The 21,995-nt window shown below is 59.1% G+C and carries 14 protein-coding genes and 2 riboswitches; of the genes, 7 read left to right on the plus strand and 7 right to left on the minus strand.

Features of this window, described 5'->3' with window-relative positions; all coding sequences use genetic code 11:
- Positions 1-9: 9 nt before the first annotated feature.
- The 5 genes from ACQ5J0_RS14205 to ACQ5J0_RS14225 all read left to right on the plus strand — a co-directional run bounded on the left by ACQ5J0_RS14205 (position 10) and on the right by ACQ5J0_RS14225 (position 7,062).
- Positions 10-897 carry an ATP-grasp domain-containing protein gene (locus tag ACQ5J0_RS14205; RefSeq protein ID WP_462568228.1) on the plus strand — a complete coding sequence of 296 codons (888 nt, stop codon included), beginning with the start codon at positions 10-12 and terminating at the stop codon, positions 895-897.
- A 7-nt stretch (positions 898-904) separates the two neighbouring features.
- The gene (locus ACQ5J0_RS14210; protein WP_462568230.1) at positions 905-1,777 is read left to right on the plus strand and encodes an EamA family transporter; all 873 of its coding nucleotides are present in this window, start codon (positions 905-907) and stop codon (positions 1,775-1,777) included.
- 458 nt (positions 1,778-2,235) lie between these two features.
- Positions 2,236-5,358, plus strand: coding sequence for a hypothetical protein (locus tag ACQ5J0_RS14215; RefSeq protein WP_462568231.1), 3,123 nt, complete (start codon positions 2,236-2,238; stop codon positions 5,356-5,358).
- A complete protein-coding gene (locus tag ACQ5J0_RS14220; RefSeq protein WP_462568232.1) occupies positions 5,342-5,827 on the plus strand; it encodes a hypothetical protein in 486 nt (161 codons plus the stop codon). The genes ACQ5J0_RS14215 and ACQ5J0_RS14220 overlap by 17 nt, the downstream gene beginning before the upstream one ends.
- Complete coding sequence (locus ACQ5J0_RS14225; RefSeq protein ID WP_462568234.1) at positions 5,824-7,062, plus strand: phosphorylase family protein; 1,239 nt, start codon at positions 5,824-5,826, stop codon at positions 7,060-7,062. The genes ACQ5J0_RS14220 and ACQ5J0_RS14225 overlap by 4 nt, the downstream gene beginning before the upstream one ends.
- Positions 7,063-7,234: 172 nt before the next feature.
- Here the strand turns inward: ACQ5J0_RS14225 and ACQ5J0_RS14230 are convergent, their stop codons facing one another.
- The 7 genes from ACQ5J0_RS14230 to ACQ5J0_RS14260 all read right to left on the minus strand — a co-directional run bounded on the left by ACQ5J0_RS14230 (position 7,235) and on the right by ACQ5J0_RS14260 (position 17,425).
- Positions 7,235-8,098 carry an energy transducer TonB gene (locus ACQ5J0_RS14230; RefSeq protein ID WP_462568236.1) on the minus strand — a complete coding sequence of 288 codons (864 nt, stop codon included), beginning with the start codon at positions 8,096-8,098 and terminating at the stop codon, positions 7,235-7,237.
- Between the two features lie 86 nt (positions 8,099-8,184).
- On the minus strand, positions 8,185-9,744 hold the full coding sequence (gene gcvPB, locus ACQ5J0_RS14235; RefSeq protein WP_462568237.1) for an aminomethyl-transferring glycine dehydrogenase subunit GcvPB: 1,560 nt from the start codon (positions 9,742-9,744) through the stop codon (positions 8,185-8,187).
- Complete coding sequence (gene gcvPA, locus ACQ5J0_RS14240; RefSeq protein WP_462568239.1) at positions 9,741-11,105, minus strand: aminomethyl-transferring glycine dehydrogenase subunit GcvPA; 1,365 nt, start codon at positions 11,103-11,105, stop codon at positions 9,741-9,743. Before gcvPA ends, gcvPB begins: the two co-directional genes overlap by 4 nt.
- A gap of 8 nt (positions 11,106-11,113) precedes the next feature.
- Positions 11,114-11,485 (minus strand): glycine cleavage system protein GcvH, encoded by a 372-nt coding sequence (gene gcvH / locus ACQ5J0_RS14245; RefSeq protein WP_462568241.1) that lies wholly within the window; start codon positions 11,483-11,485, stop codon positions 11,114-11,116.
- A 4-nt stretch (positions 11,486-11,489) separates the two neighbouring features.
- Entirely contained in the window at positions 11,490-12,596 is a 1,107-nt protein-coding gene (gcvT, locus tag ACQ5J0_RS14250; RefSeq protein WP_462568242.1) for a glycine cleavage system aminomethyltransferase GcvT, read from the minus strand.
- A 43-nt stretch (positions 12,597-12,639) separates the two neighbouring features.
- A riboswitch (glycine riboswitch) is annotated at positions 12,640-12,725 on the minus strand.
- Positions 12,726-12,814: riboswitch (glycine riboswitch) on the minus strand.
- 116 nt (positions 12,815-12,930) lie between these two features.
- Positions 12,931-16,110, minus strand: coding sequence for an amidohydrolase family protein (locus tag ACQ5J0_RS14255; RefSeq protein ID WP_462568244.1), 3,180 nt, complete (start codon positions 16,108-16,110; stop codon positions 12,931-12,933).
- Positions 16,111-16,153: 43 nt separating this feature from the next.
- The gene (locus ACQ5J0_RS14260) at positions 16,154-17,425 is read right to left on the minus strand and encodes an NAD(P)/FAD-dependent oxidoreductase (RefSeq protein ID WP_462568246.1); all 1,272 of its coding nucleotides are present in this window, start codon (positions 17,423-17,425) and stop codon (positions 16,154-16,156) included.
- Positions 17,426-17,511: 86 nt separating this feature from the next.
- On the opposite strand from ACQ5J0_RS14260, the gene ACQ5J0_RS14265 reads away from it, so the two are divergent.
- Complete coding sequence (locus tag ACQ5J0_RS14265; RefSeq protein ID WP_462570129.1) at positions 17,512-18,924, plus strand: amino acid permease; 1,413 nt, start codon at positions 17,512-17,514, stop codon at positions 18,922-18,924.
- On the plus strand, positions 18,914-21,907 hold the full coding sequence (locus ACQ5J0_RS14270) for an L-glutamate gamma-semialdehyde dehydrogenase (RefSeq protein ID WP_462568248.1): 2,994 nt from the start codon (positions 18,914-18,916) through the stop codon (positions 21,905-21,907). Before ACQ5J0_RS14265 ends, ACQ5J0_RS14270 begins: the two co-directional genes overlap by 11 nt.
- Positions 21,908-21,995: the final 88 nt, after the last annotated feature.

Raw genomic sequence — 21,995 nt, forward strand, 5'->3', positions numbered from 1 at the left:
ACCACCACGATGATCAGAATCGCTTTTCTCGCCTGCGCCGAGACACTTTCCAACTCGCCGACACGGCGCCCCGACGCTTTCGAGCACGATGCGCAATTAGCAGCGCTAACCGGCCCATTCGCGGAACGCGGCCTTGAGCTTGCCGAGATTGACTGGCAGGCGCCACTGAGCGAATTCGCCCCGTTCGCCGCGGCATTGATCGCCACGCCGTGGGACTATTCGCAACAACAACGTTCATTCATCGCCAAGCTCGAAGAGCTAGAAGCTCAAGGTATTCCGTGTTTCAACTCACCCGACCTCGTCCGGTGGAACATCGACAAAGCCTATCTGAAGGAACTTGCGTGCGCCGGGATCTCTACCATTCCGACCATCTGGTCCGCCCGCCCTGGTCCCCACACGCTGAAACGGGCCTTTGAAACCTTCGAAACCGAACGTCTGGTGGTGAAGAAACGTGTGGGAGCAGGGGCAGAAGGGCAAGAGATCATCTCCAGGTCGCAACCTGACCTCGACCGCTGGAAATTCGGAGCGCCGGCGATGATCCAGCCTTTCGTGGACGAGGTCACGAGCTCTGGCGAACTCTCCATGATCTTCATCGACGGAGAATTTAGTCACGCCGTGCTCAAACGTGCAGCGGACGGGGACTATCGCATCCAGTCGGTCTACGGGGGAACGGAGCATGAGGTCACTCCGTCAAACGAAGCTAAAAGCTTCGCGCGTTCTGTCGTCGACGCTATGCCAGGCGCGACCCCCTTGTACGCCCGCATCGACCTTCTCGTTCGCGGCGCGGACCATCTGCTGATGGAGGCAGAGGTGATCGAGCCATATCTTTATCCTGCTCACGGCCCACAACTCGGTGCTCTCATGGCAGAAGCCGTCGACAAGCGCCTCCAGAACTGACGCTACCTTGCTGGGACTACCGCTCAAGCATTCGCTGGCTGCTCTGGCCGTGATCATTATCTGGGGGACCAACTTCGTTGTAATCCATCAGGGCCTGACCGCATTCCCGCCCTTGCTCTTCGCCACATTGCGTTTTGCTTTCGCGGCGATTCCTCTCGTGCTTTTCCTCAAGCCCCCCGCCATCACCCGCCTCCGCACGATCGCATACGGCCTGTTCATCGGTTTCGGTCAGTTCGGACTGCTCTTCATCGCCATGGACGGACATGTCTCGCCCGGCCTGGCGTCGGCGCTCATCCAATTGCAGGCCCTCTTTACAGTTCTCTTGGCAGCAGTTCTTCATGGTGAAGCGCTCTCCCGTCGGACTTGGTTGGGACTTGCGCTAGCAACCGCTGGATTGTTCCTCGTTGCAAGAGATGGCTCGACCGACATTGACGGTGTCGGCATATCACTGTGTCTTGCTGCCGCAGCTTGCTGGGCGGGAGGTAACATTCTTGCCAAGGGTTGTCCCAAGGGAGAGGCTCTGGCGCTGGTGACCTGGAGCAGCCTTGCAGCAGTTCCCTTCCTGATGGCGCTCGCCTTCTTTCTACATGGCACTGATCAATTGATTGAGTCGATCGCGACTGCGAACGCCACCGACTGGCTCGCAGCTGCATGGCAGGGTATCGGAAACTCGCTCGTAGGTTATGGAATTTGGAATTGGCTGCTCGCCAATCATCCTGCCTCTAAGATCGCCCCCTTGAGCTTGCTCGTCCCTGTGGTCGGGCTCGGTGCAGCAGCAGTGCTGATCGGCGAACCGATGCAGATCTGGAAAATCTCGGCCGCCGCGCTGATTGTGCTCGGTGTTGCTGTGAATGTGCCAAGACGACCGTTCCTTAGATGATACTCTAATCGCTAAACTTGCGCGCATTGGACATACGCTTGGGGCGATGCTACCGGCGCCGCCGATGAAGGGCTTGATCCACTCCAGCGCCTCGGGATCATCGGCACCTTAAAAACCGCGAAATTATACCGATATTAATAAAGTGCCGACAAATTGCTGCACGCACGGTGCGTTTCGAGTGCAGACGTAAGGAAGGAAAAGCAGTGCCAGAACGATTTCGTGGAAGCGGATTGCTTGCACAAACGCTGATCGCGCCGACTTCGACAGCCTGCGTGCCACATCGCGAGGCTTCGCGAGCCTACTCGAGCGAGCGCTCCTCCACCGACGCATCAGTTCGCCCCAGGTGAGCAAGTCTAGGGACGGTTGCGTATAAGTCCCTGCACACCCTTACATGGCCGCTAAGTGGCACCTAAGGTTCTGGATCCAATCAAGATCTAAAACCTGGCGATCTGACGACCATGTCTACCCTACGCAACATCGCCCGCGGCGGCGGGACCTACCTTGAACATCGTCAGGAGATCTTCAGGGGGCTCATCAAGCTGGGCCAAAAACGCGTGCCGGATTTGTCGCCCTTCCTAGCAGAGAGATTTTTCGCGTTGCGCAGCGGATGGAGCTCGTTCGCGTTTGGCGACAGAGACTTCAGGGTGCTCGAACGACTGAAAAAGCAGGGAACTGCGATTAGTCAGAACAATCTGCTGGCGCTCGTGCGAGATTATGCCGCCGCGAACCTCGATAGCATCAGGGAGATCCAGGCCGCGAACGACCTTCTGAGTTCTCGGCTGCTGGGACGAGCGGAGCCGGATCAGAAGGGTATAGAGTTCTCCTCGCAAGCGGCTCCTTCGCTCTTCGCAATAAAGTACGCCTGCGCCACGCAGCCGACGGCGGCGGAAGCTATTCGGCAGACCCTGGAGCGCCGCTTTCCTCGAAACAGTTGGGTGCTCACCCATCTCACCTATCCGCTGGCGTTTCGCTTTATCGCCCAGCCCGCTCTCGAAAGTCTCAAGCTTTCTCTAGTCTACCTGTTTCCTTACGACAGCCAGGGGGTCGAACGAGATTCCATGCTGCTCCTGCTCCACGAGGACGCAGGGCGCGCATTCAATCTTGCCTTCCGCGTCTACGTGGCGCTCATGGGACATCCCTACGACGCCTGCGAAACCATCATTGCTTTCGCCGAGGAGGCAATTTCCAACGGGCAGCCCCTCTCGCGGGAGATGGAAAGCTTCCTTCGCTACTGCGAGGAAGCGCTAGGGTCGAGGAGAGCCGCTGACCTGCTGGCGATTCTTGCCGGACCGGCAATCTTCTCTGTCCGGCCCGGCAAGAAGGAACTCGGCGATAGGTTTCAGCTCTCCTCCGAAGACGCAGCTGCCCACTGTCAGCTCCTCACGTTCGATGGAAAAGTGCAAACCGACGCGAACGACGCCTGCATCGGCATTCTTCAGCGCATGCGTACATGCAAGTACCCGGACCCAGGAGATTTCTCGAAAATCACTGCCACTCAGAACAATTGGTCGTTCACGGACGGTGGCCGCTACGTTCTGGCAGTGCTGCGCAGTCTCTACATGATCGACAGAGCCGCACCCGCCTTGGAACGACACGCTCTCCTAACCATGCTTGCAATGACGCGAAGCATTACTCTCTACATGATATCGGCACCATCGGGGACTGACGGATTTCGCCAGTTGAATCAGGGCGGCATAACCTTCTCGCACGACCTCCACGAAATGAACAGACAGACAGAGGCGGCCATTGCTCTCACCGAGTCCGTCGAAGATCGCACCTGGATCCACAGGCTGCAGTGGACCTTGAGGAAATTGCAGGAAGAGGGCCGAATCCAGCAATGGACGCAGACCGTGCGAAAGTCGGCACCCTACAAGCCCAGTTACTTGTCCGGTATCGACTGGCCGTGGGTCGAGGAAGTGCTTAGAACGTTTCGCCTGGACTATTTCCTCGGATTCGACGGTGCCTACGTGCTGCTTCTCAAGGAAGGGGAGTGGTTAAGCGACCCGACCGACCTTGATACAGTGCTCGAATCCCTTGTCGCTGCCAAGGGACCGGATGACTTTGTGCAGACGCTCATGGATGAGTACCAGGAATACGCCACCGCCTTTGTGAGACGACTCCTCACCCCTGCCAATCTGATACTAAACGCTTTGGCCCCGGACCATCTCACGGCGCTCGACTACCGGGTCAAAGCACTTGAAGCGTGCATTCGGCGTACGGGGTTCGATCTGCTCAGCAGGGAGGCCTACGAGAGTGAAGTTAAGGCGCTCACGTCGGATCTCCTCTTGTCCAACCTTAACAGCGGGAAATTCGAAATACCTTGGGCGACCTTTCGTCGGGACGCGCTGGGGAACTTCGAGGATGTCTTCAAAGTCTACGAATCCCTGCGCCCCGCACTAGAGGAGTCCGGCACACAGAGCGGTCTCACGACCATCCCTGTCACCTATCCCAACGGACGTAAGGAAGACTACCGCATCCGGGTGAGCGAAACCGCGCTCTTCAACGTCGTCACCGGCATCATCCTCGAGTTCTTCGAACACGGCGCGTTCGGCCTCGAGGTGATCCTCTCCGGGCGGTTCAGGCACAGCAAGATTCAGCAGGAACTCTGGGCAGCCCTTCCCGAATTCCCGCGGACAGCAATTCCGGACGTTCCGCCGAACCTGCAAAACGAGATGGTTGAACTCTATCGAATCGAAATGGAGCGCGAGGTCGAAAAGTGGTGCAATAGACGGCTGCACACCAAGCGCGACGGCAAACCAGAGGCTTTGTTCGACATCGTTCCAAGCCAGGAGGAGGTTCTGGAGCTCCTTGATGCAGCCAAGGGTGAAGAAGCTCTCGAAGGAATCATCGATCACGTCGTCCACTGGTTGAGGCAAAAGCTGCGCATCCAAGTCAGTTGCTCCGGCGAACATTTCGTTTCAGAACTACCCGGTCTCCTAGCGCATGCCTTCGAGACACTTAGGCAATCGAACAACCTGCCTGCACAAGCAACCGATGGCGAGATGCTCCGGGTCCACACCGCAGTGATTGAGGCAATGCAACGACGCATTGTGGAGTTGCAGGAGTGGTTCGGAGGGGTCGATACCGCTTCCGGTGGGACCGTGAACCTAGAACAACTCGGGACGGCAACGGCGCTTCTGCTCCAGGATGTCGGCGGAGATCCAAAGTTCGATGTCAGGATCGATGCGCGGACCAGTTCCGTCCAGTTCACAGCTACGCAGGTCAAGATCGCATTCGACATGCTTCGAGAGATATTCTTCAATGTGATTGAGCATGGCAGAGCATCCTCGCCACTGCGGGTTACTCGGCTCGCCGGGAATGGTGAGCGTGGCCTCTACGCTTTTTCGAACCGCTCAAAAAAGAGGTTACAGACCGAACTTAGACAGCCGGTACGGAAGCGCGCTTATGACGATATTCTGGCCGCGATCGCAACTGAGGGAAATTCCGGATGCCTGAAGATTGCGGCGAGTTGCTCCACGATCTTGGACGAGGAAACCGAAATCGTATCGATAGCGCGGCGCGACTTCTACCATCTGCTCCTGGAACTTCCGGAGACCGGGGCCAATGATGCCAACGCTTAAAAGGGTACTGGTAGTAGAAGACACTCAGCTAAAATGGGACCAGATCGAAGCAGTTCTCGCCTCGATCGTTCCGGAGGGAACGGAGATCGTGCGCGCAGCGGACATGATCCAAGGCCGCGATCGTATCTACGCAGGGGGGTGGGACCTGCTGCTTCTTGATGTCTCTCTCGACATAAGCGCCAACGGGTCCAAAAACGCACGCGGCAACCATGAGTTCACAGGCGGACTTCAACTCGCCAGCCGCATGAGAAATCTTAGAAAAGAGATCCCGACTATCGTGATAACCGGTTTTGAAACATTCCCCTCCCCCCGCCCCCAAGGCGACCACGAAATCGTCTTGGGACTCCAAGACGTGGAGCGGGAGATGCGGAAATACCTCGACGACTTCGTTATCGGTCTGGTCCGACATGGCCCACCCGGATGGGACGACCAGCTTCGTGCCCTTGTAAGCGGGAGAATTGCGTCGTGAGAACCCTCATCGTCCACGATCGTAAGGAGGTCTCCTCAGTACTTCGGGAAATCGTCGCCAAGGAAGCACCGGATTGCGAAATCGACGTCCGGGAGGACCTTCTGGGAGCCCGAGATATCCTGCGCGAACGGTTTTACGATCTGATGATCCTGGATCTGACCCTGCCGGTCGACGCGAAGTTCGGTGAACCAAGCTTGCAGAACGTGAACCTGCTTCTGAAGCAGATCATCAACGAACCGGCGTACAAAGTCCCTGCCGATATCCTCGGCATCACTGCGGACGAAGATGCTCTATCACTGGTGAAGAACAGCATCAGCGAACATTTGATGGCCAGCATTCCCGAGAATTCGGACGGGGTGTGGAAGGAGATGGTCGCTCAGAAAGTCCGCTACGTGCGGAGTAGCCGGCGTGCCCGGGAGATCGTCTCGCATTCCGCATACGGGGTAGACGTTGCAATCGTGACGGCCCTCGACAAGGAAGCCGCGCCTTACGATGAACTGCTGGAGCTGCGCGCCACCGGGATTAAGGACATCAGCCAGTTCCCGTTTCGCTCCAAGGAGGGCGCGATGCGCAAGGGTGTCTTGCTGAAGATCGGGAAGAGCGGACAGGCACCAGCGGCGTCGGAGACGCAGGCGTTGATTTCGCTTTATCGTCCGCGCCTCATGCTTATGACCGGGTTCTGCGGCGGAAGGCGGGAGCGCACGGGGCCAGGTGATCTCGTGGCCTTCACGACGAGTTTCGCGTGGGACTATGGAAAATGGACCGAGAAGTGGGAGCAACCGGACGCAGCCCCATCGATTTCCTTCGAGCCGCGCCCAACGCCTCTATCGGTCGAAGAAAATGGCATCGATCACCTCGTTAGGACCGTCATTGCACGCGATGAGTCCAACCCGGCAGAATTGGAGCGCCGAGTTAAGGAGTTGAGTGATGGCGCCATTGAGGGATGGCGCATTCGTCGCGCGGCGGCCGGTTCCGGCTCCGCTGTAGTGACTAGCGAGGAGATACTCGAGCGGATAAGCGGCCTGGACGAGAACATCTACGCAGTCGACATGGAAAGTTACGGCTTCTACCTAGCCTGCCGCACGACCAGAATGGCCAAGCCCGACTTCCTCTGCCTTAAAAGTGTCGCTGATTTCTGCAACGGTCAGAAAAACAGTGGATTGCATGAAGCCTGCAGCCTGATCTCAGCCGAGTTCGCGAAGCGGCTGATCACTAATGAATATGAGTTCAATTGAGGCTACAAAGAGTTTACTTCGCGCGGGAAGTGAGCACTCTTTCTGCATATTGCTGAGCAGCCTGAGCGAGACGAAAGCGCGTCCCGCGGACCATTGTCGCCTATATCTTTGCCTTATCTTGTCCTCCTTCCCCGGAAAAAGGCGCGTTCCAAAAAGAGCAGAAAATCTGCGATCAGCGAAGCCGCCGCCCATCTTCGATCTCGGGCATGGCGAAACGGATGGTCGCTACGTAAAAATCGGTTATCGGATGTGATTCAGCGTCCAACGCCGGCTCAAACCTGGCGACCTGCGAAATACCTTCGCAAGCGGCCTTCCCGAACTCGGAATCATAGGCTTCATCGAGGATTTGACACTGGGAGGCATTACCTTCCTCGTCTACCAGGAGGCGCAGGGTCACCTTCCCACGAGAGTCCCTAAAAAGCAGTCTCTCCGGATAATCTATGTTCTTGGCCCACTCTCGAGCATTAATGGCGACCGGTCCTTTCGCAATTTCGGTCCGCTTCCCAGGATCGAGCCCCCAGCTCGATACCAGATCGGCCAGACATCGATCCATGGCATCCAAGGCCTTCGCGAAGCCCGGCATTTGCAGATCGACCGATGTCTCGACGCCGCGGCTCACGCGAAGGCTGGTGATATGCCTGACTTCTTGTGCAAGAAGAGCCTCCCTCTCAGGGCGCGACAACTCGTCACGGTTCTCGAGCTCTCCCTGGAACTGATATGTGAGGAACAGACTGGGCCTACCGTCCTGCGTCTCGCCGAACATCGCCAAGTCTGTGCTCTGCTTCGCACGCGACGGCAGGAAGCTGTACTCGAGGGGCGCGTTTCGTCCGTCAACGGGCTCTCCGACGAGCAGAACTTCAAAATCAGGCGAGGGAGTATATCGAATGAAATGGGCCAGCAATTGATTCTCACCTTCGCCAAAGGTTCGCGAGAGCCGACATGAACCGCGGTCGTAGTTCAGCTGCCAATGGGAGGACGGCTCAAGCGTCAGCGATTCTGAAGCCCCACCAGGAACAGAGACGAACAGGGTCGCCATACTCACCACACTGCAGATAACTCGCATTCATTTCTCTCCTCTCATGGGTGAGGCATAAGCGACTCAGGTCTTGCAGTTCGCAAGATCTACCAGCTTAACAGCGGACTGCGCGCTGCCTGCGTTTCGTCCAGCCGCCGGCGCGGTGCATAATAGGGTGCCTGCTTCAGGCTCTGGTCCCCCGCCTTCGCGCGTTCCGCCACGCTGCGCAGCGCCCCGATGAACTGGTCCAGTGCCGCCTTGCTTTCGGTCTCCGTCGGTTCGACCAACATCGCGCCATGCACCACAAGCGGGAAATACATGGTCATTGGATGGTAGCCTTCATCGATCAGCCCCTTGGCTAGATCGAGCGTGGAGAGCCCCTCGGCAAAATCCTTATCGGAAAACAGCACTTCATGCATGCAAGGGCCGCTCGCGCCGAACGGCGCATCCAGCACGTCCTCCAGGCTACGCAGGATGTAGTTCGCGTTCAGCACCGCATCTTCGGCGACCTGCTTCAGCCCGTCGGCCCCGTGGCTCAGGATGTAAGTCAGCGCGCGGGTGAACATGCCCATCTGGCCGTGAAAGGCGGTCATGCGACCGAACGCCTGCGTGTGTCCGAACTCGCCTGCATTCTCCTCTTCGATGAGGTGGACGACGCCATCCTTCGTGCGCGCGGTGAATGGCAGCGGGCCATAGGGGCTCAGCGCTTCCGACAGTACCACCGGACCCGAACCGGGACCGCCGCCGCCGTGCGGAGTGGAGAAGGTCTTGTGCAGGTTGATGTGCATGGCATCCACGCCGAGATCGCCTGGGCGCACCTTCCCGACGATGGCGTTGAAATTGGCGCCGTCGCAATAGACGAAGCCACCCACCGAATGGACCGCGTCGGAAATCGCCTTCATGTCGCGTTCGAACAGGCCGCAAGTATTGGGATTGGTGATCATCACCCCCGCCACGTCCGGGCCGAGCCGCGCCTTCAACGCTTTAAGATCGACGCGCCCTTCCGCCGTCGCAGGAATGTCCTCCACCTTGTACCCGGCAAAGGCGGCAGTAGCGGGATTGGTGCCGTGGGCGCTTTCCGGCACCAAGATTACCGCGCGGGCGTCGCCGCGCGCTTCCAGAGCGGCGCGGATGCACAGGATGCCGCACAACTCGCCATGTGCGCCGGCCTTGGGGCTCATGACGACACCGTGCATCCCGGTGAGTTCGATCAACCAGTGTGCCAGCTCATTCATAACCTCCAGCGCGCCAGGAACGGTGGACACCGGCTGCAAAGGATGGATGTCCGCGAAACCGGGCATCCGGGCGACCTTCTCATTAAGACGCGGATTGTGCTTCATCGTGCACGATCCCAGCGGGAATAGTCCGAGGTCGATCGCGTAGTTCTGGCGGCTCAGCCGGGTGTAGTGGCGTATGGTCTCCGGCTCCGAGAGTCCCGGCAGGCCGATCGGGTCCTTGCGCCCGAAGCTGCCGAGCCGCTCGCTGCCTCCGTGTTCGATCTCGGGCAGGTCGACGCCCGTCGTGTCCGTCCCCGCGATCTCGAAGATCAGCGGCTCTTCGAGCATCAGTGCGCGATTGCCGGTCGCCGTTTCGGGGTAACTATGCACCTCGTCGTTGTCGAACGCCTGCATCTCCGGCTTCCATCCGGACTTGTTGGGCGCGCTCATGCCAGCACCTCCTTCAGCGCATCGGCAAGGACCGCAATATCCTCGCTGCTGGTAGTTTCAGTGACCGCCACCACGAGACCGTGCGCTAGCTGGTCCTCCTCGGGATAGAGGCGGCCAAGCGATACGCCGCCCAGAATGTCGCGAGCAGCAAGTTCGCGTGCGACTTCGCGCGCATCACGGTCGAGCAGAATCGTGAATTCGTTGAAGAAGGTATCGTTCAGCAACGTCACGCCGGGCACCTTGTCCAGCGCGTCTGCAGCTTCGCATGCCAGCCCGTGATTCCAGGCGGCAAGACGACGCAGGCCCTCTTCACCCAGCAGGGTCATGTGGACGCTGAACGCCAGCGCGCACAAGCCAGAATTGGTGCAGATATTGCTCGTCGCCTTCTCGCGGCGGATGTGCTGCTCGCGCGTAGAGAGAGTGAGCACGAAGCCGCGCTTGCCTTCGGCATCCGTGGTTTCGCCGCACAACCGACCGGGCATCTGTCGCACATGCTTGGGGTCGCGCACTGCGAACAAGCCCAGGTACGGCCCGCCGAATTGCAGGCCGACGCCGATTGACTGGCCTTCGCCCACCACGATATCCGCGCCCAATTCACCGGGGGATTTAATCGCACCCAGTGCCACGGGTTCTGTATTAACCGCGATCACCAGCGCGCCCTTTGCATGCGCGGCTTGGGCGATCCGCTCAAGGTCGGGTATGCGGCCGAGGATGTCGGGGTACTGCACCACCACGCAGGAAAGATCGTTTGCCTCGATCTCCGCGATCAGCGCATCCTCACCCGCCGATGCCTGTAACGTTGGCGCTCGATCCGCGATGGAATCGCCGGTAAATTTCGCCATGGTTCGAACCACGGAGACGTAGTGCGGGTGCAGCCCTTCACCGAGAACGGCGAGGTTCTTCTTCGTGACGCGTCTCGCCATCGCCACAGCTTCCCAGCAGGCAGTGGAGCCGTCATACATCGAGGCATTGGCGACCGCACAGCCATAGAGGCGCGCTACCTGCGTCTGAAACTCGAACAGCATTTGCAGCGTGCCCTGCGCGATCTCCGGCTGGTAAGGCGTATACGCCGTAAGGAATTCACCGCGTTGGATTATGTGGTCCACGGATGCGGGCACGTGATGGCGATAAGCCCCAGCCCCGCAGAAAAACGCCGCGTCCCCAGCAGCAAGGTTCTTCTTCGAGAGCCGTCGCATATGGCCTTCGACCACCATTTCGCTGGCCTGCATCGGCAGGCCTTCGATAGGTCCGACCAGCCGTGCCTCCTCCGGCACGTCGGCGAACAGCGCATCCATATCGGGTGAGCCAATCTTCTCGAGCATCGCGGCGCGATCGAGGTCCGTGAGAGGAAGGTAGCGCATCTACGCCCTCAGAGACTGTCGCAGAAGGATTTGTAGGCATCTTCATCCATGAACGCCTCGAGCTCGCCGTGCTCAGCGATGGCTACAGCGAACATCCAGCCCGCCTCTTCCGGTGCATCGTTGAGGAGGCCCGGATCGGATTGGAGATCCCCGTTCTGCTTTACGACTTCGCCCGTCACTGGCGAGAAGACGTCACTCGCGGCCTTCACGCTCTCGACGACCGCTGCTGCATCGCCTTTGGCAAGTCTCGTACCTAGCTCTGGAAGCTCCACGAAAACGATGTCGCCGAGCTGCTCCTGAGCATAGTTCGTGATTCCCACGGTGGCGACATCCCCCGCTAGGTCCAGCCACTCATGCTCGTCAGTGTAGTATCTAGTCACGGAATTAATTTCCTCGAAAATAACGATGGGGGACAAAGGGCATCGGGACCGTTCGGGCAGCGATGCGCCGACCTCGCACCTCAATTTCCAGAGGCTGTGCGGGGCTCGAGAATTCGAAACTCAGATACGCCATGGCGATGGGCTGCTTAAGAGTGGGAGAAAACCCGCCGCTCGTGACGCGTCCCACTTCGAGGTCACCGCTGAAGACTGCCGCGCCCTCTCGTGCTGGCAAACGTCCCTCGATCAGCAGGCCGGTTCGCTGCTCCGCAACGCCGTCATTCATCATGCGAGTGCAGGCATCATAGCCGAGCCATCCGCCTGCCTCACGCCGCTTGGGCGAGAGCGCGAACTTCAAGCCCGCAGATACGGGATTGATCGCTGGCCCGAGATCATGCCCATACAAAGGCAAGCCCCCCTCGAGACGAAGCGAATCCCGCGCACCAAGACCAACCGGACGCACCCGATCATCCCGCAGGATCGCATCGGCGAGACGGGATGCGTCATCGCCTTTCACACTTATCTCGAAACCGTCCTCGCCAGTGTAGCCGGCGCGGCTGACCCACAATGACGTCCCGTCCCAATCGAAAGTGCCAGCGGTCATGAAGACCAGATCGGAAACCCCGGGAACGATCTGTTCTAACACATCCTGTGAGAGCGGCCCCTGCAGCGCGAGCAGCGCGCGCTCCCGTTCGTACTCAAGCGAAGTCGCAGCGGAAAGATGCCGCCGGATATGCTCGATATCCTGCATCTTCATCGATCCATTGACGACGAGCGAATAGTAATCTCCCCGGTTCGTGACGATGAGATCATCGAGGATGCCGCCATCCTCGTTCAACAGAAGCGAGTAACGCATCCGTCCCTTCGCCAAGCCGGAGATTGAAGCGGGGAGGAGCGTTTCAAGATCCTCCGCCGCGCAATCACCGGTGATGCGCAGCTGACCCATATGACTCACGTCGAAGAGACCTGCGGAGTTCCTCGTCCACTCGTGCTCCGGAACGATGCCTTCATACTGAAGCGGCATGAGGTAACCGGCAAAGGGCACCATTCGGGCCCCCAGCGCGCAGTGCCAATCATGCAGAGGAAGCTTTCCTGGCTTCTGATCGTTCGTCATTGAGCTTGTCTTCCTAACCATCAGACGCGCAGTTGCGCGTCTCACAGCCCCTTCTGTCGGTTTTGCCTGAGAGCTTGCCGCGGGGCTTTCTCCTTCGGCGGGGTGTCACCACCCTCTTTCCAGAAGTGCCCGATAGCCGCAGTCCTTGTGCCTGAGAGTTTCCGGGGCGGTTGCTCCTTCGGCGCCGGTTGAAGACCGGTCTCTCCTGCGGCATCGGTTGGATCCAGTATCCGATACACCATCTCTGTCTCGTCGCGTTCAGAAACTTTGTCAACGGCCATAGCGGACGACATTGCGGGAACATCGAGTATCGATTGCATCGACACTGCCCGCTTTACTCCCACCAGTATGGCAATCTCTCTCGGGGCTTCGGCGTAATCTGCGTCATGCTGCGAGCCTCGAAAAGTCTGCCGCCTTGCATGACCAGGTTGACGCTCTCGGTCGCGCGAATATCCGTCAAGGGATCATCCTCCAGGACAACCAGGTCGGCGAGCTTGCCCGCCTCGATCGTGCCGATGTCGGCAGCCAAGCCGAGCGCCCTGGCAGGGTTTACAGTGCCAGTGGCCAGCGCCTGAAGCGGCGTCATGCCGCCACGGACCATCGACCACATATCCCAATGGAACGAGATGCCTGCCTGCTGCCCATGGCCGCCGCTAGAGATGAGCACGCCGCGCTCGGCAAGTTTCGCGGCTTCTCGAGCAGCCTCGTCGTCGACAAACGATCCCTCGGGAGCCGTAATGCGACGAGCTCCCTCCGCACGAAGGACATCAGGCGGTGTGTGCGCCTGCAGAAGTGGCTGCTCCATGAGGTTTGTGGCCTGACGCCAATAGGGGTCGCCGGCGAGTCCCCCGAAGGTGACGACGAGCGTCGGCGTGTTGTTAACATCCGCGCCCTCGAAGAGCTGGAGAACGTCATCGTAAAAGGTCTCCAGGGGAATGTTATGTTCAAGCGTGGCATTGCCGTCGACGACGTGGGTCATTCCCAGCGCGTACTGGGCGCCGCCTTCGGCGACGACCAGAATGCCCTCACGGCGAGCCGCCTCAAGGATCTGCTGGCGCTGCTCTCTTCTGGGCTGATTGTAGTTTTTCACGCTCAAGGCCCCTTCCGCCTTGAGACGACGCACGTGTACGAGTGCATCCTCCAGGCCATCGATCCTGGCGTAAGCGCCCGGTGCCTTCGCACCATAAATCGTGTTGCCCGAGGAAAATATCCGGGGGGCGAGCAGGTCACCTGCGCGCTGCAATTCCGCCGCCGCGAAGATGTCATGCGAATCGCTGGCGGGATCGTGCAACGTCGTGACGCCCAGAGCCAAGGCTTGAACAAGGGACCAATTCTGTTCTGGAATCAGACCGTCATTGCTCATGGGTCCGTGAGCGTGCGCATCAATGAATCCGGGTACGATCGTGCGACCGGTTACATCGAAGACCTCGAAATCATCGGGAACGACGACCTCGCCCCGTCTTCCGATCTTGGTCAATCTGTTTCCCTCGATCAGGATCACACCATCCTCGATGATCCCTCCGTCGCTTCCAGTCATCGTCACCACTCGCGCCCCGACGAGGGCAATTCGGCCCTCGGGCGCAGACACCTTCACGTCCCTGCCAACATCGACATGGCTGGTGCCCTCCATCGCCTCTTCCACAAGCGTACCGAAGAGGTCGCGCGGCAGCGAGTGAAGATCGGCAGCCTGTGTCCAGAGCAATGATGTTCCGTCTGCCGCGAATGTCGGGAATGATGTCCATTCGCTGGTAACCGGTCGGACGGTCACCGTCTTGGTATCCGCTGACAAATCCAGAGCGATTCCGCCCGGCACTACCGGCGCGAGATAGGCCCTGTAGTTCTCCTGAAAGACGATCCACTCGCCGGCCGGGTCGATTTCGAAGTCGCTCGCCAGCTCTCCGCGAGCATGGATCAGACGGTCACCCCCCGAGAGGGGACGGCTCGTCAAAGCCAGCTGACCGTCGACGAATTCGACTAGGAATATGCGCTTGGAATCTCGGGAAAAGTGCGGTTTGCGGCCTTCGGCGCTGACCCTGGTGGTTTGATCACCTTCGAGATCTACGACGTAAATGCCTGCATCCAGCGAGTTGGAAGGGTCCGTGAGCCGACCTGCACGACGCTTCTCGAAAGCGAGCATCCGACTGTCTGGCCCGAACCGTGGGTTCGCATAATGCCCTGCCTCAGCCACGGTTCGCTCCCTGCCCGAGGCGAGATCCTTCACTACAAGGTCCCCCAAACCGCGGTCAGTCCAACTGACGTATGCTATCTTGCGTCCGTCGGGAGATGCGGCAGGAAAAAGCTGCCGGCCATCGCGCCGTGTCAGCTGCTCCTCGAACCCATTCCGAAGAAGGTGAAGCTTCCCAAGGCGTTCGAACACGAATGGTCCGGCAAAACCCGCAGCCGCCGGAAAGCGAACCATCCTCGTCCGGAATGCAGAGGGCGCCACCTCGACTTGCGGACGCGAGGCCTTTCGCACCTCGCGCTCATCGGAAATTCTAAAGGGGATTACCTGCGCATCTCCGCCGCGCGACGAGACCCGTTGTATCTTTCCCCCCGCCCAGAACACGAGGTGCTCACTGTCGGGCGTCCACGAGAAGTTCGGATAGACCCCGGCTATGGCCCAGTTTTCTTGCATGTCCCGATCGAGTTTCGATACTGTTCGGGAAACTCCTGATTCCAATTCCAACACTTTGAGGACCGAAGACCCTTCTTCCCTCGCAACGAAGGCCAGGCTTCTTCCGTCAGGCGAGGGCTCCGGCCTTGCCGCACCACCATAGCCGCGCACAACGGTCTCGGTTTCACCGCTCGACAGGTCGCGCCTTTCGATCTGGAACGCACCAACACCGGAGTCTTGCGCGTACTCGAAGATGGATCCGCTCGATGCATCGCGGGAGTAGTAAAGGTAACGGCCATTTGCGGAAAAGGCGGGTTCTCCCTGCTCTTTCTGATGGGCTGCGGAAGGTCGCTCCACTACAGGGAGACCTGCTCCTCCATCCACTCCATAGAGCCAGATCTCTCCTGTTCCGAGGGAACGGCCAGTCGTGAAGTGCTTTCTTCCCGCGATGAAGCGACCATCGGCCGTCCAGACCGGCTCGTTGACGGTACGAAAGCGCTCTTGTGAAAGCTGCCTCGGTTCACTTCCGTCACTGCGCATCAACCAGATGTTGTCCGCTCCACCAGCATCCGAAACAAAGGCTATGTGCTTCCCATCTGGAGAATAACGCGGCTGCATCTCCCACGCCGCTCCCGACCTAATCCGACGAGGATCCCCACCCCTAAACGCCATCTCGTAGAGATCTCCCAGGACGGAAAATACAATCGTTCGGCCGTCCGGCGAAACATCGAGGTCTACCCAACTTGCTTCGTCGACCTCGATCGGCACTTCCACGGTTTCCGAACCGAGCGAATCCTCGACGCTCCAGGTCTGCGCTGGCGCCTGGGCCGCACCTGCCGTGGAAAAGGCAAAGAGCGATATCGAGCTTGCGGCGAGCAAGCGTTTGGCAGCAATTTTCAAGGAAATCTCCCGTGTAATTTTTCTGTAGTACCTGGGTCCGTCTTCAGCCGAAGCGGACCAAATCGAACGTTCTGAGATCGATCGCCGGATCCTCATCGAGCATGAGACCCGCCATGATTTGCGCAGTCGCGGGACCGAGGGTTAGGCCCAGGTGCTGATGGCCGAAGGCATAGAAGATGCGGCTGTCGCCTGGGATCCTGCCGAGCGCAGGGAGGTAATCAGGGAGAGTCGGCCGGGCACCCATCCAACTCTCCGCACCTTCCAAGGCAATTCCGAGTTGATCACAATGTCGATGGAGAGCATCGAACTTGCGTTGATCCGGCGGACGTTCGGCACTCGAAAACTCTACGAAGCCAGCCACCCGCAAGCGATCAGCGAACCGTGTCGCGATGATCGAACGATCTTCGAAGACGACCGGAGGCATCTCTCGCGGCCAGTCCTGCGCGACGCCCTCGATGTGGTAACCCCTTTCCGCTATCAGCGGGACGGTCACCCACGAATGTTGCCGGATCAAATCGGCAGACCCTATTCCAGCGCACACGACTATTTTGTCGGCGTCTAGATCCGCCAGCCGGTGGACCCGTTCAAATTGCACCCTTCCACCGCGAAGTTCGATCGCGCGAAGCAGTGCTTGGCGAAGGTCCAGATGGCTCGATATACTGGCGGTGCCATCAAAGTGAATTCCTCCCGCCAGAGGTCGGGAGATCAAGCCAGAAACCTCAGCCAACTCTTCCGGCAATAGATTGCGAAATTCGGCGCCGCCCGTGTTTCGCGCTTGCCAACGGGCGAGTCCCCGCTCGTATCCGGCATGACCCTCCCAGACGACATGATGGCCGCTTTCAAGGAGCAACTCGGGCGCGCCCAATTCCCTGACCAACTCCCTCCAGGATGGAAGCGCCCTCGCCGCCAAGCCAGCTAGGGCCAATCTACCTGCATCGAAACGCCGGCCAGAGCTGGCCCAGAGCATCCGCACCCCAAACGGCAACCAGTGCTCTGCCGCTCGAGCCGGGAACGCGGCTGGACCTCCGAAGGTGAACAGGCGCCGAGGAAGCGAGATGACGTTGGAAAAGGATGCGAGCGGCTCGACCTGCTCGACCGCGATGTGCCCGGCATTTCCCCAGGAAGCGGCCGCCTCCGATCCTTGGGCCCCCAGGACAAGCACGTCCGCGCCGCGGCTCAGCAAAGCCAAGGCCGTGCTCAAGCCCACAATTCCATCCCCGACGACAATCACTCTAGACATTTGGATACAATATCCAGTAATCATCGGTTCGGCAACGATGAACGGGTCCATTTCGTCGAAGCCACCGAGAAACATAAATGGACGCGTTCGTCGTCAGGCTGCCGATCACCAAAAAATGGTATCGACAGCCTGAAAGCGAGACGCGCCTGAGAGGGGATTGCATGGGAATCTTCGGGCATGTCAAAGCCATTCCGACCGGTGACCAAGAGCACGAAACACACGCTCTAAGAAAAACGCTAAGTTGGCCCCACCTGGTCGCCTTGGGCGTCGGAGCCATCGTAGGAACCGGAATCTACACTCTCACAGGAGTCGGCGCCGATCGTGCCGGGCCGGCCGTTATCCTGTCGTTTGGTATCGCGGGCCTCGTCTGCGCTTGCGCGGCGCTCGCCTATGCAGAGATGGCAACGCTTATCCGCACAGCGGGCGGTGCCTACACATATACCTTCTCTGTTCTGGGCGAGAGCCTCGCGTGGATCGTTGGGTGGAGCCTCATCCTCGAATATTCGCTTGCGTGTTCTACGGTCGCCGTCGGCTGGGGCGCCTACCTGGTGGGATGGCTTACAGCCGCTGGCGTATCACTACCCGCATCGCTCATCGCCGGCCCGACGGACGGCGGCATCGTCAATCTGCCGGCAGTTCTCGTCTCGCTGGCCGTGGCTGCAATGCTCGCAGGCGGCACGAGAGAGAGTGCTCTCGTCAACATCGTTCTGGTCGCCATCAAGCTCGTGGCGCTGGTCGTCTTCGTTGCGATAGCATTTCCTGCGTTCAACCCGTCGAATTTCGAGCCTTTCATGCCCTATGGCTTCGTGAGTGAAGTTCAGGACGGCAAGGCGCGCGGTGTGATGGCCGCGGCAGCGATCGTCTTCTTCGCCTTCTATGGCTTTGATGCGGTGGCGACTTCGGCGGAAGAGGCCAAAAATCCCGCCCGCGATCTCAAGATCGGCATCCTGGGCTCCATGCTCGTATGCACCGTGATTTATATCCTCGTGGCAATCGCCGCAGTCGGATCGGTCGGCTACCTCGGCCTTGCTGGCTCCGATGAACCGCTAGCTCACGTCTTGAGGGTACTAGAGCAGCCATTCGCGGCGACTGCCATCGCCCTCGCCGCGCTTATCGCACTACCGTCGGTGATCCTCGTGATGATGTACGGGCAAAGCCGCATCTTTTTCGTGATGGCGCGTGACGGCCTGCTGCCCGCAAGCCTTGCGAAGGTGTCCCCTCGGACAGGTACGCCAGTCCGCATCACGATCGTCACTGGCATCTTCATCGCCCTTGTCGCAGGATTTTTCCGGCTGGAATCAATAGCCGCCCTTGCGAACGCAGGGACGCTTCTGGCCTTCATCGCAACTGCACTTTGCATGATCGTGCTGCGCCGGACCAGGCCCGACCTGGAGCGGGTCTTCGCATGCCCTGCGCCGTTGTTGATCGGCGGCTTCGCAATCATCGGCTGCCTATATCTGCTCTTCAGCCTTCCTTACTCAACCCTCACGAATTTCGTCGCATGGAACGCGCTCGGAATCGTAGCCTACATTGCGATCAGACTCGCACGCCGGAGCCGCTCCGATGGCGCCTGAGGAATTCCGTTTCGGCAGCGAAGAAGAGGAAAGCGAGTTTCGTCGCATACATCGTGAACCGGAGAAAATACTGGTCCCGAAGATCCTTGCGTATCTCGAGCCGAACAGACCGCACACCGATAGCGTAAAAAAAGATGCACGGCAGTTGTTGCAAAAGATGCGGCACGGGCAATCCACCGGCGTTATAAACCAGTTTCTTGCGGAATATGGCCTCAGTAGCGAGGAAGGACTAGCACTCCTCTCGCTGGCCGAAGCTTATCTTCGGGTTCCGGATACGATCACGGCAGACGCGCTGATCGCTGATAAGATCGGGACTGCGGACTGGGCGAGTCACGTTAGCAGCCAAAGTCCGTTCGTCGTCAAATCAGCCACTTGGGGCCTTATTCTAACGAAGGCCCTCGTCCGTGATCGCGACGGGTCCGGTAGGCTTCGCAGCATAGTGGCGAGGCTCGGCGAACCGGTCATCCGCGCTGCCGTTACGCGGGCCATGTCCATCATGGGCAGTGTATTCGTCATGGGTCGCACCATAGAAGAGGCGCTGACGAGATTATCGTCAGGTGGCTCGAACAAATTCTCGGCGAGTTTCGACATGCTGGGAGAAGCTGCGAAAACCCAAGCCGATGCGGCAGCATATTTCGGTTCCTACGAAGATGCGATCATCAAGGTGGGAGACAGTCCGCGCCACGGCGATTCAGTCTCGGTCAAGCTGGCCGCTCTGGAACCCCGCTACGAGACGTCCCACGGCACGAAAGCTGTCGGCGCATTGAGCGAAAGGCTGCTGCAGCTGTGCGAATTGGCAAGCCAGCGCGGCGTTGGCATCACCGTTGATGCAGAAGAAGCCGACCGTCTGGAAATGTCGCTCGCTGTCATCCGGACCGTAGCAAGTGCACCCAGCCTTTCCGGCTGGGACAACCTTGGAATGGCGATCCAAGCATATAGCAAAAGGGCGCGCCCCACGGTTGAATGGGCCAACGCGCTTGGACGTGAAACGCGGCGGCGAATTGCAACTAGGCTGGTCAAGGGTGCGTACTGGGATACCGAGATAAAACACGCCCAGGAGCAAGGTTTGGGCGACTTCCCGGTCTTCACACGGAAAGATACGACCGATCTCAACTATCTAGCCTGCGCACATTCCATGCTTGAGGCTTCTAATATCTTCCCAGCTTTCGCCACTCACAATGCATTGACCGTGGCAACAATACGCGAGTGGGCGGGGAAGAGGAGAGACTTCGAGTTCCAGAAGCTGCACGGGATGGGGGCAGGTCTCTACGAGGACCTAGTGGCACGCTCAGATTACTCCTGTCGCATCTACGCACCCGTCGGAAACCATCGCGATCTCCTAGCTTACCTTGTCAGACGGCTTCTGGAGAACGGTGCCAACAGCAGCTTCATCCATCAGCTAGCGGACCGCACCATCGATGATGAATCCATCCTCCGCGATCCTGTCGAGAAGCTGCGCCTGCATTCAAACATAGAGAACGAAATCGTGACCGCCCCTGCCGACCTTTTCATGCCTGAACGAAAGAACAGCCGCGGAGTGGACCTCGCTTCGCAATCCGAACTATTGCCGCTCTGCGCCCATGTCCTGCGCTACCGTGAGCGCAGGCATGATTTCGCCTATGCACAGCTCAGCGTATCCGATGAAGTCGCGACGGCCACGGAGGCCTTTTCGAACTGGCGTAGAACGGCGGTCGGCTACCGGACCGATTGTTTGAAAAGGCTCGCAGATCTGCTCGAGGCGAACAGGGACGACCTAATCGGGCAGCTGGTCAGCGAGGCCAACAAGACAATCCCCGATGCCTTGGCGGAAGTTCGTGAGGCGGTAGACTTCTGCCGCTACTACGCAGTTCGGGCCAAAGTCCTTCAGAAAGAGATAGAGCTACCTGGGCCCACGGGCGAGACGAACGTCCATCGATACGCCCCTCGAGGGGTCTGGGCCGCGATCTCGCCGTGGAACTTCCCTCTTGCTATCTTCCTCGGTCAGGCAGTCGCCGCACTCGTCACCGGCAATACCGTCGTAGCGAAGGCTGCTCCTCAGACGCCCTTGACAGCAAGGTTCGCGCGGAAGCTCGCAATCGAGGCAGGAATTCCTGCTGAAGCGTTCCGTCTGGTCGAAGGTGGGGCACCAGAGGGCAGATCACTTGTCGAGGACCGGCGGATCAGGGGGGTCGTCTTCACAGGCTCAACCGCCACCGCCCGCGCAATCGCACTCGCGCTTCTGCAGGACCCAACGCGTGCGCTCGTACCCCTGATCGCCGAAACCGGCGGCATCAATGCCATGATCGTGGATTCCACTGCTCTACCTGAGCAGGTCGTTCGCGATGTCATCATCTCGTCCTTCCAGTCCGCCGGACAGAGGTGCTCGGCATTGAGGCTCCTGCTCCTGCAGGAAGAGATCCAAGAGGAAGTACTTGAGATGCTCCAAGGAGCGATGGACGAGCTAGATATCGGAGATCCCGCTTTCCCGGGAACCGACGTCGGGCCGGTCATCGACCGGGACGCCTACGACAAGCTGATGACATACAGGGCGAGCAGGAAATCCGACTGGATCAAGTCCTGCCCGAGAGGCGACTATCCTCTCATTGTGCCACCAACCCTCATCCGAAACACGGCTATCGAGCAACTCGACCGCGAATGGTTCGGTCCGCTCCTTCATGTGACATCTTGGAAGGCGGGTGAGCTAGGGCAAACAGTGGAACGGGTAAACAACACGGGATACGGCCTCACCATGGGCCTGCACTCGCGCATCGCCGACGTGGCAGATGTCCTCTCTAGTCTGGCGGAGGTCGGCAATCTTTATGTAAATCGATCGATGATCGGCGCCGTAGTGGGCAGTCAGCCTTTTGGCGGCGAAGGCCTTTCCGGCACGGGGCCAAAAGCAGGTGGCCCCAACTACTTGCAGCGATTCTGTTCAGAGCGAGTCGTCACCGTGGACACGACTTCAGCTGGAGGGAACGCGGCGCTGCTCGCCGCTGACTCCTAACTACAACTGATCACCACGTAATATTCTTACAATTGATGTTGCCGAGTCGCAACACAAGTCTGCAAACGGACGATCTACTCCGACGATT

Source organism: Qipengyuania sp. SM2512 (genome assembly GCF_054954005.1).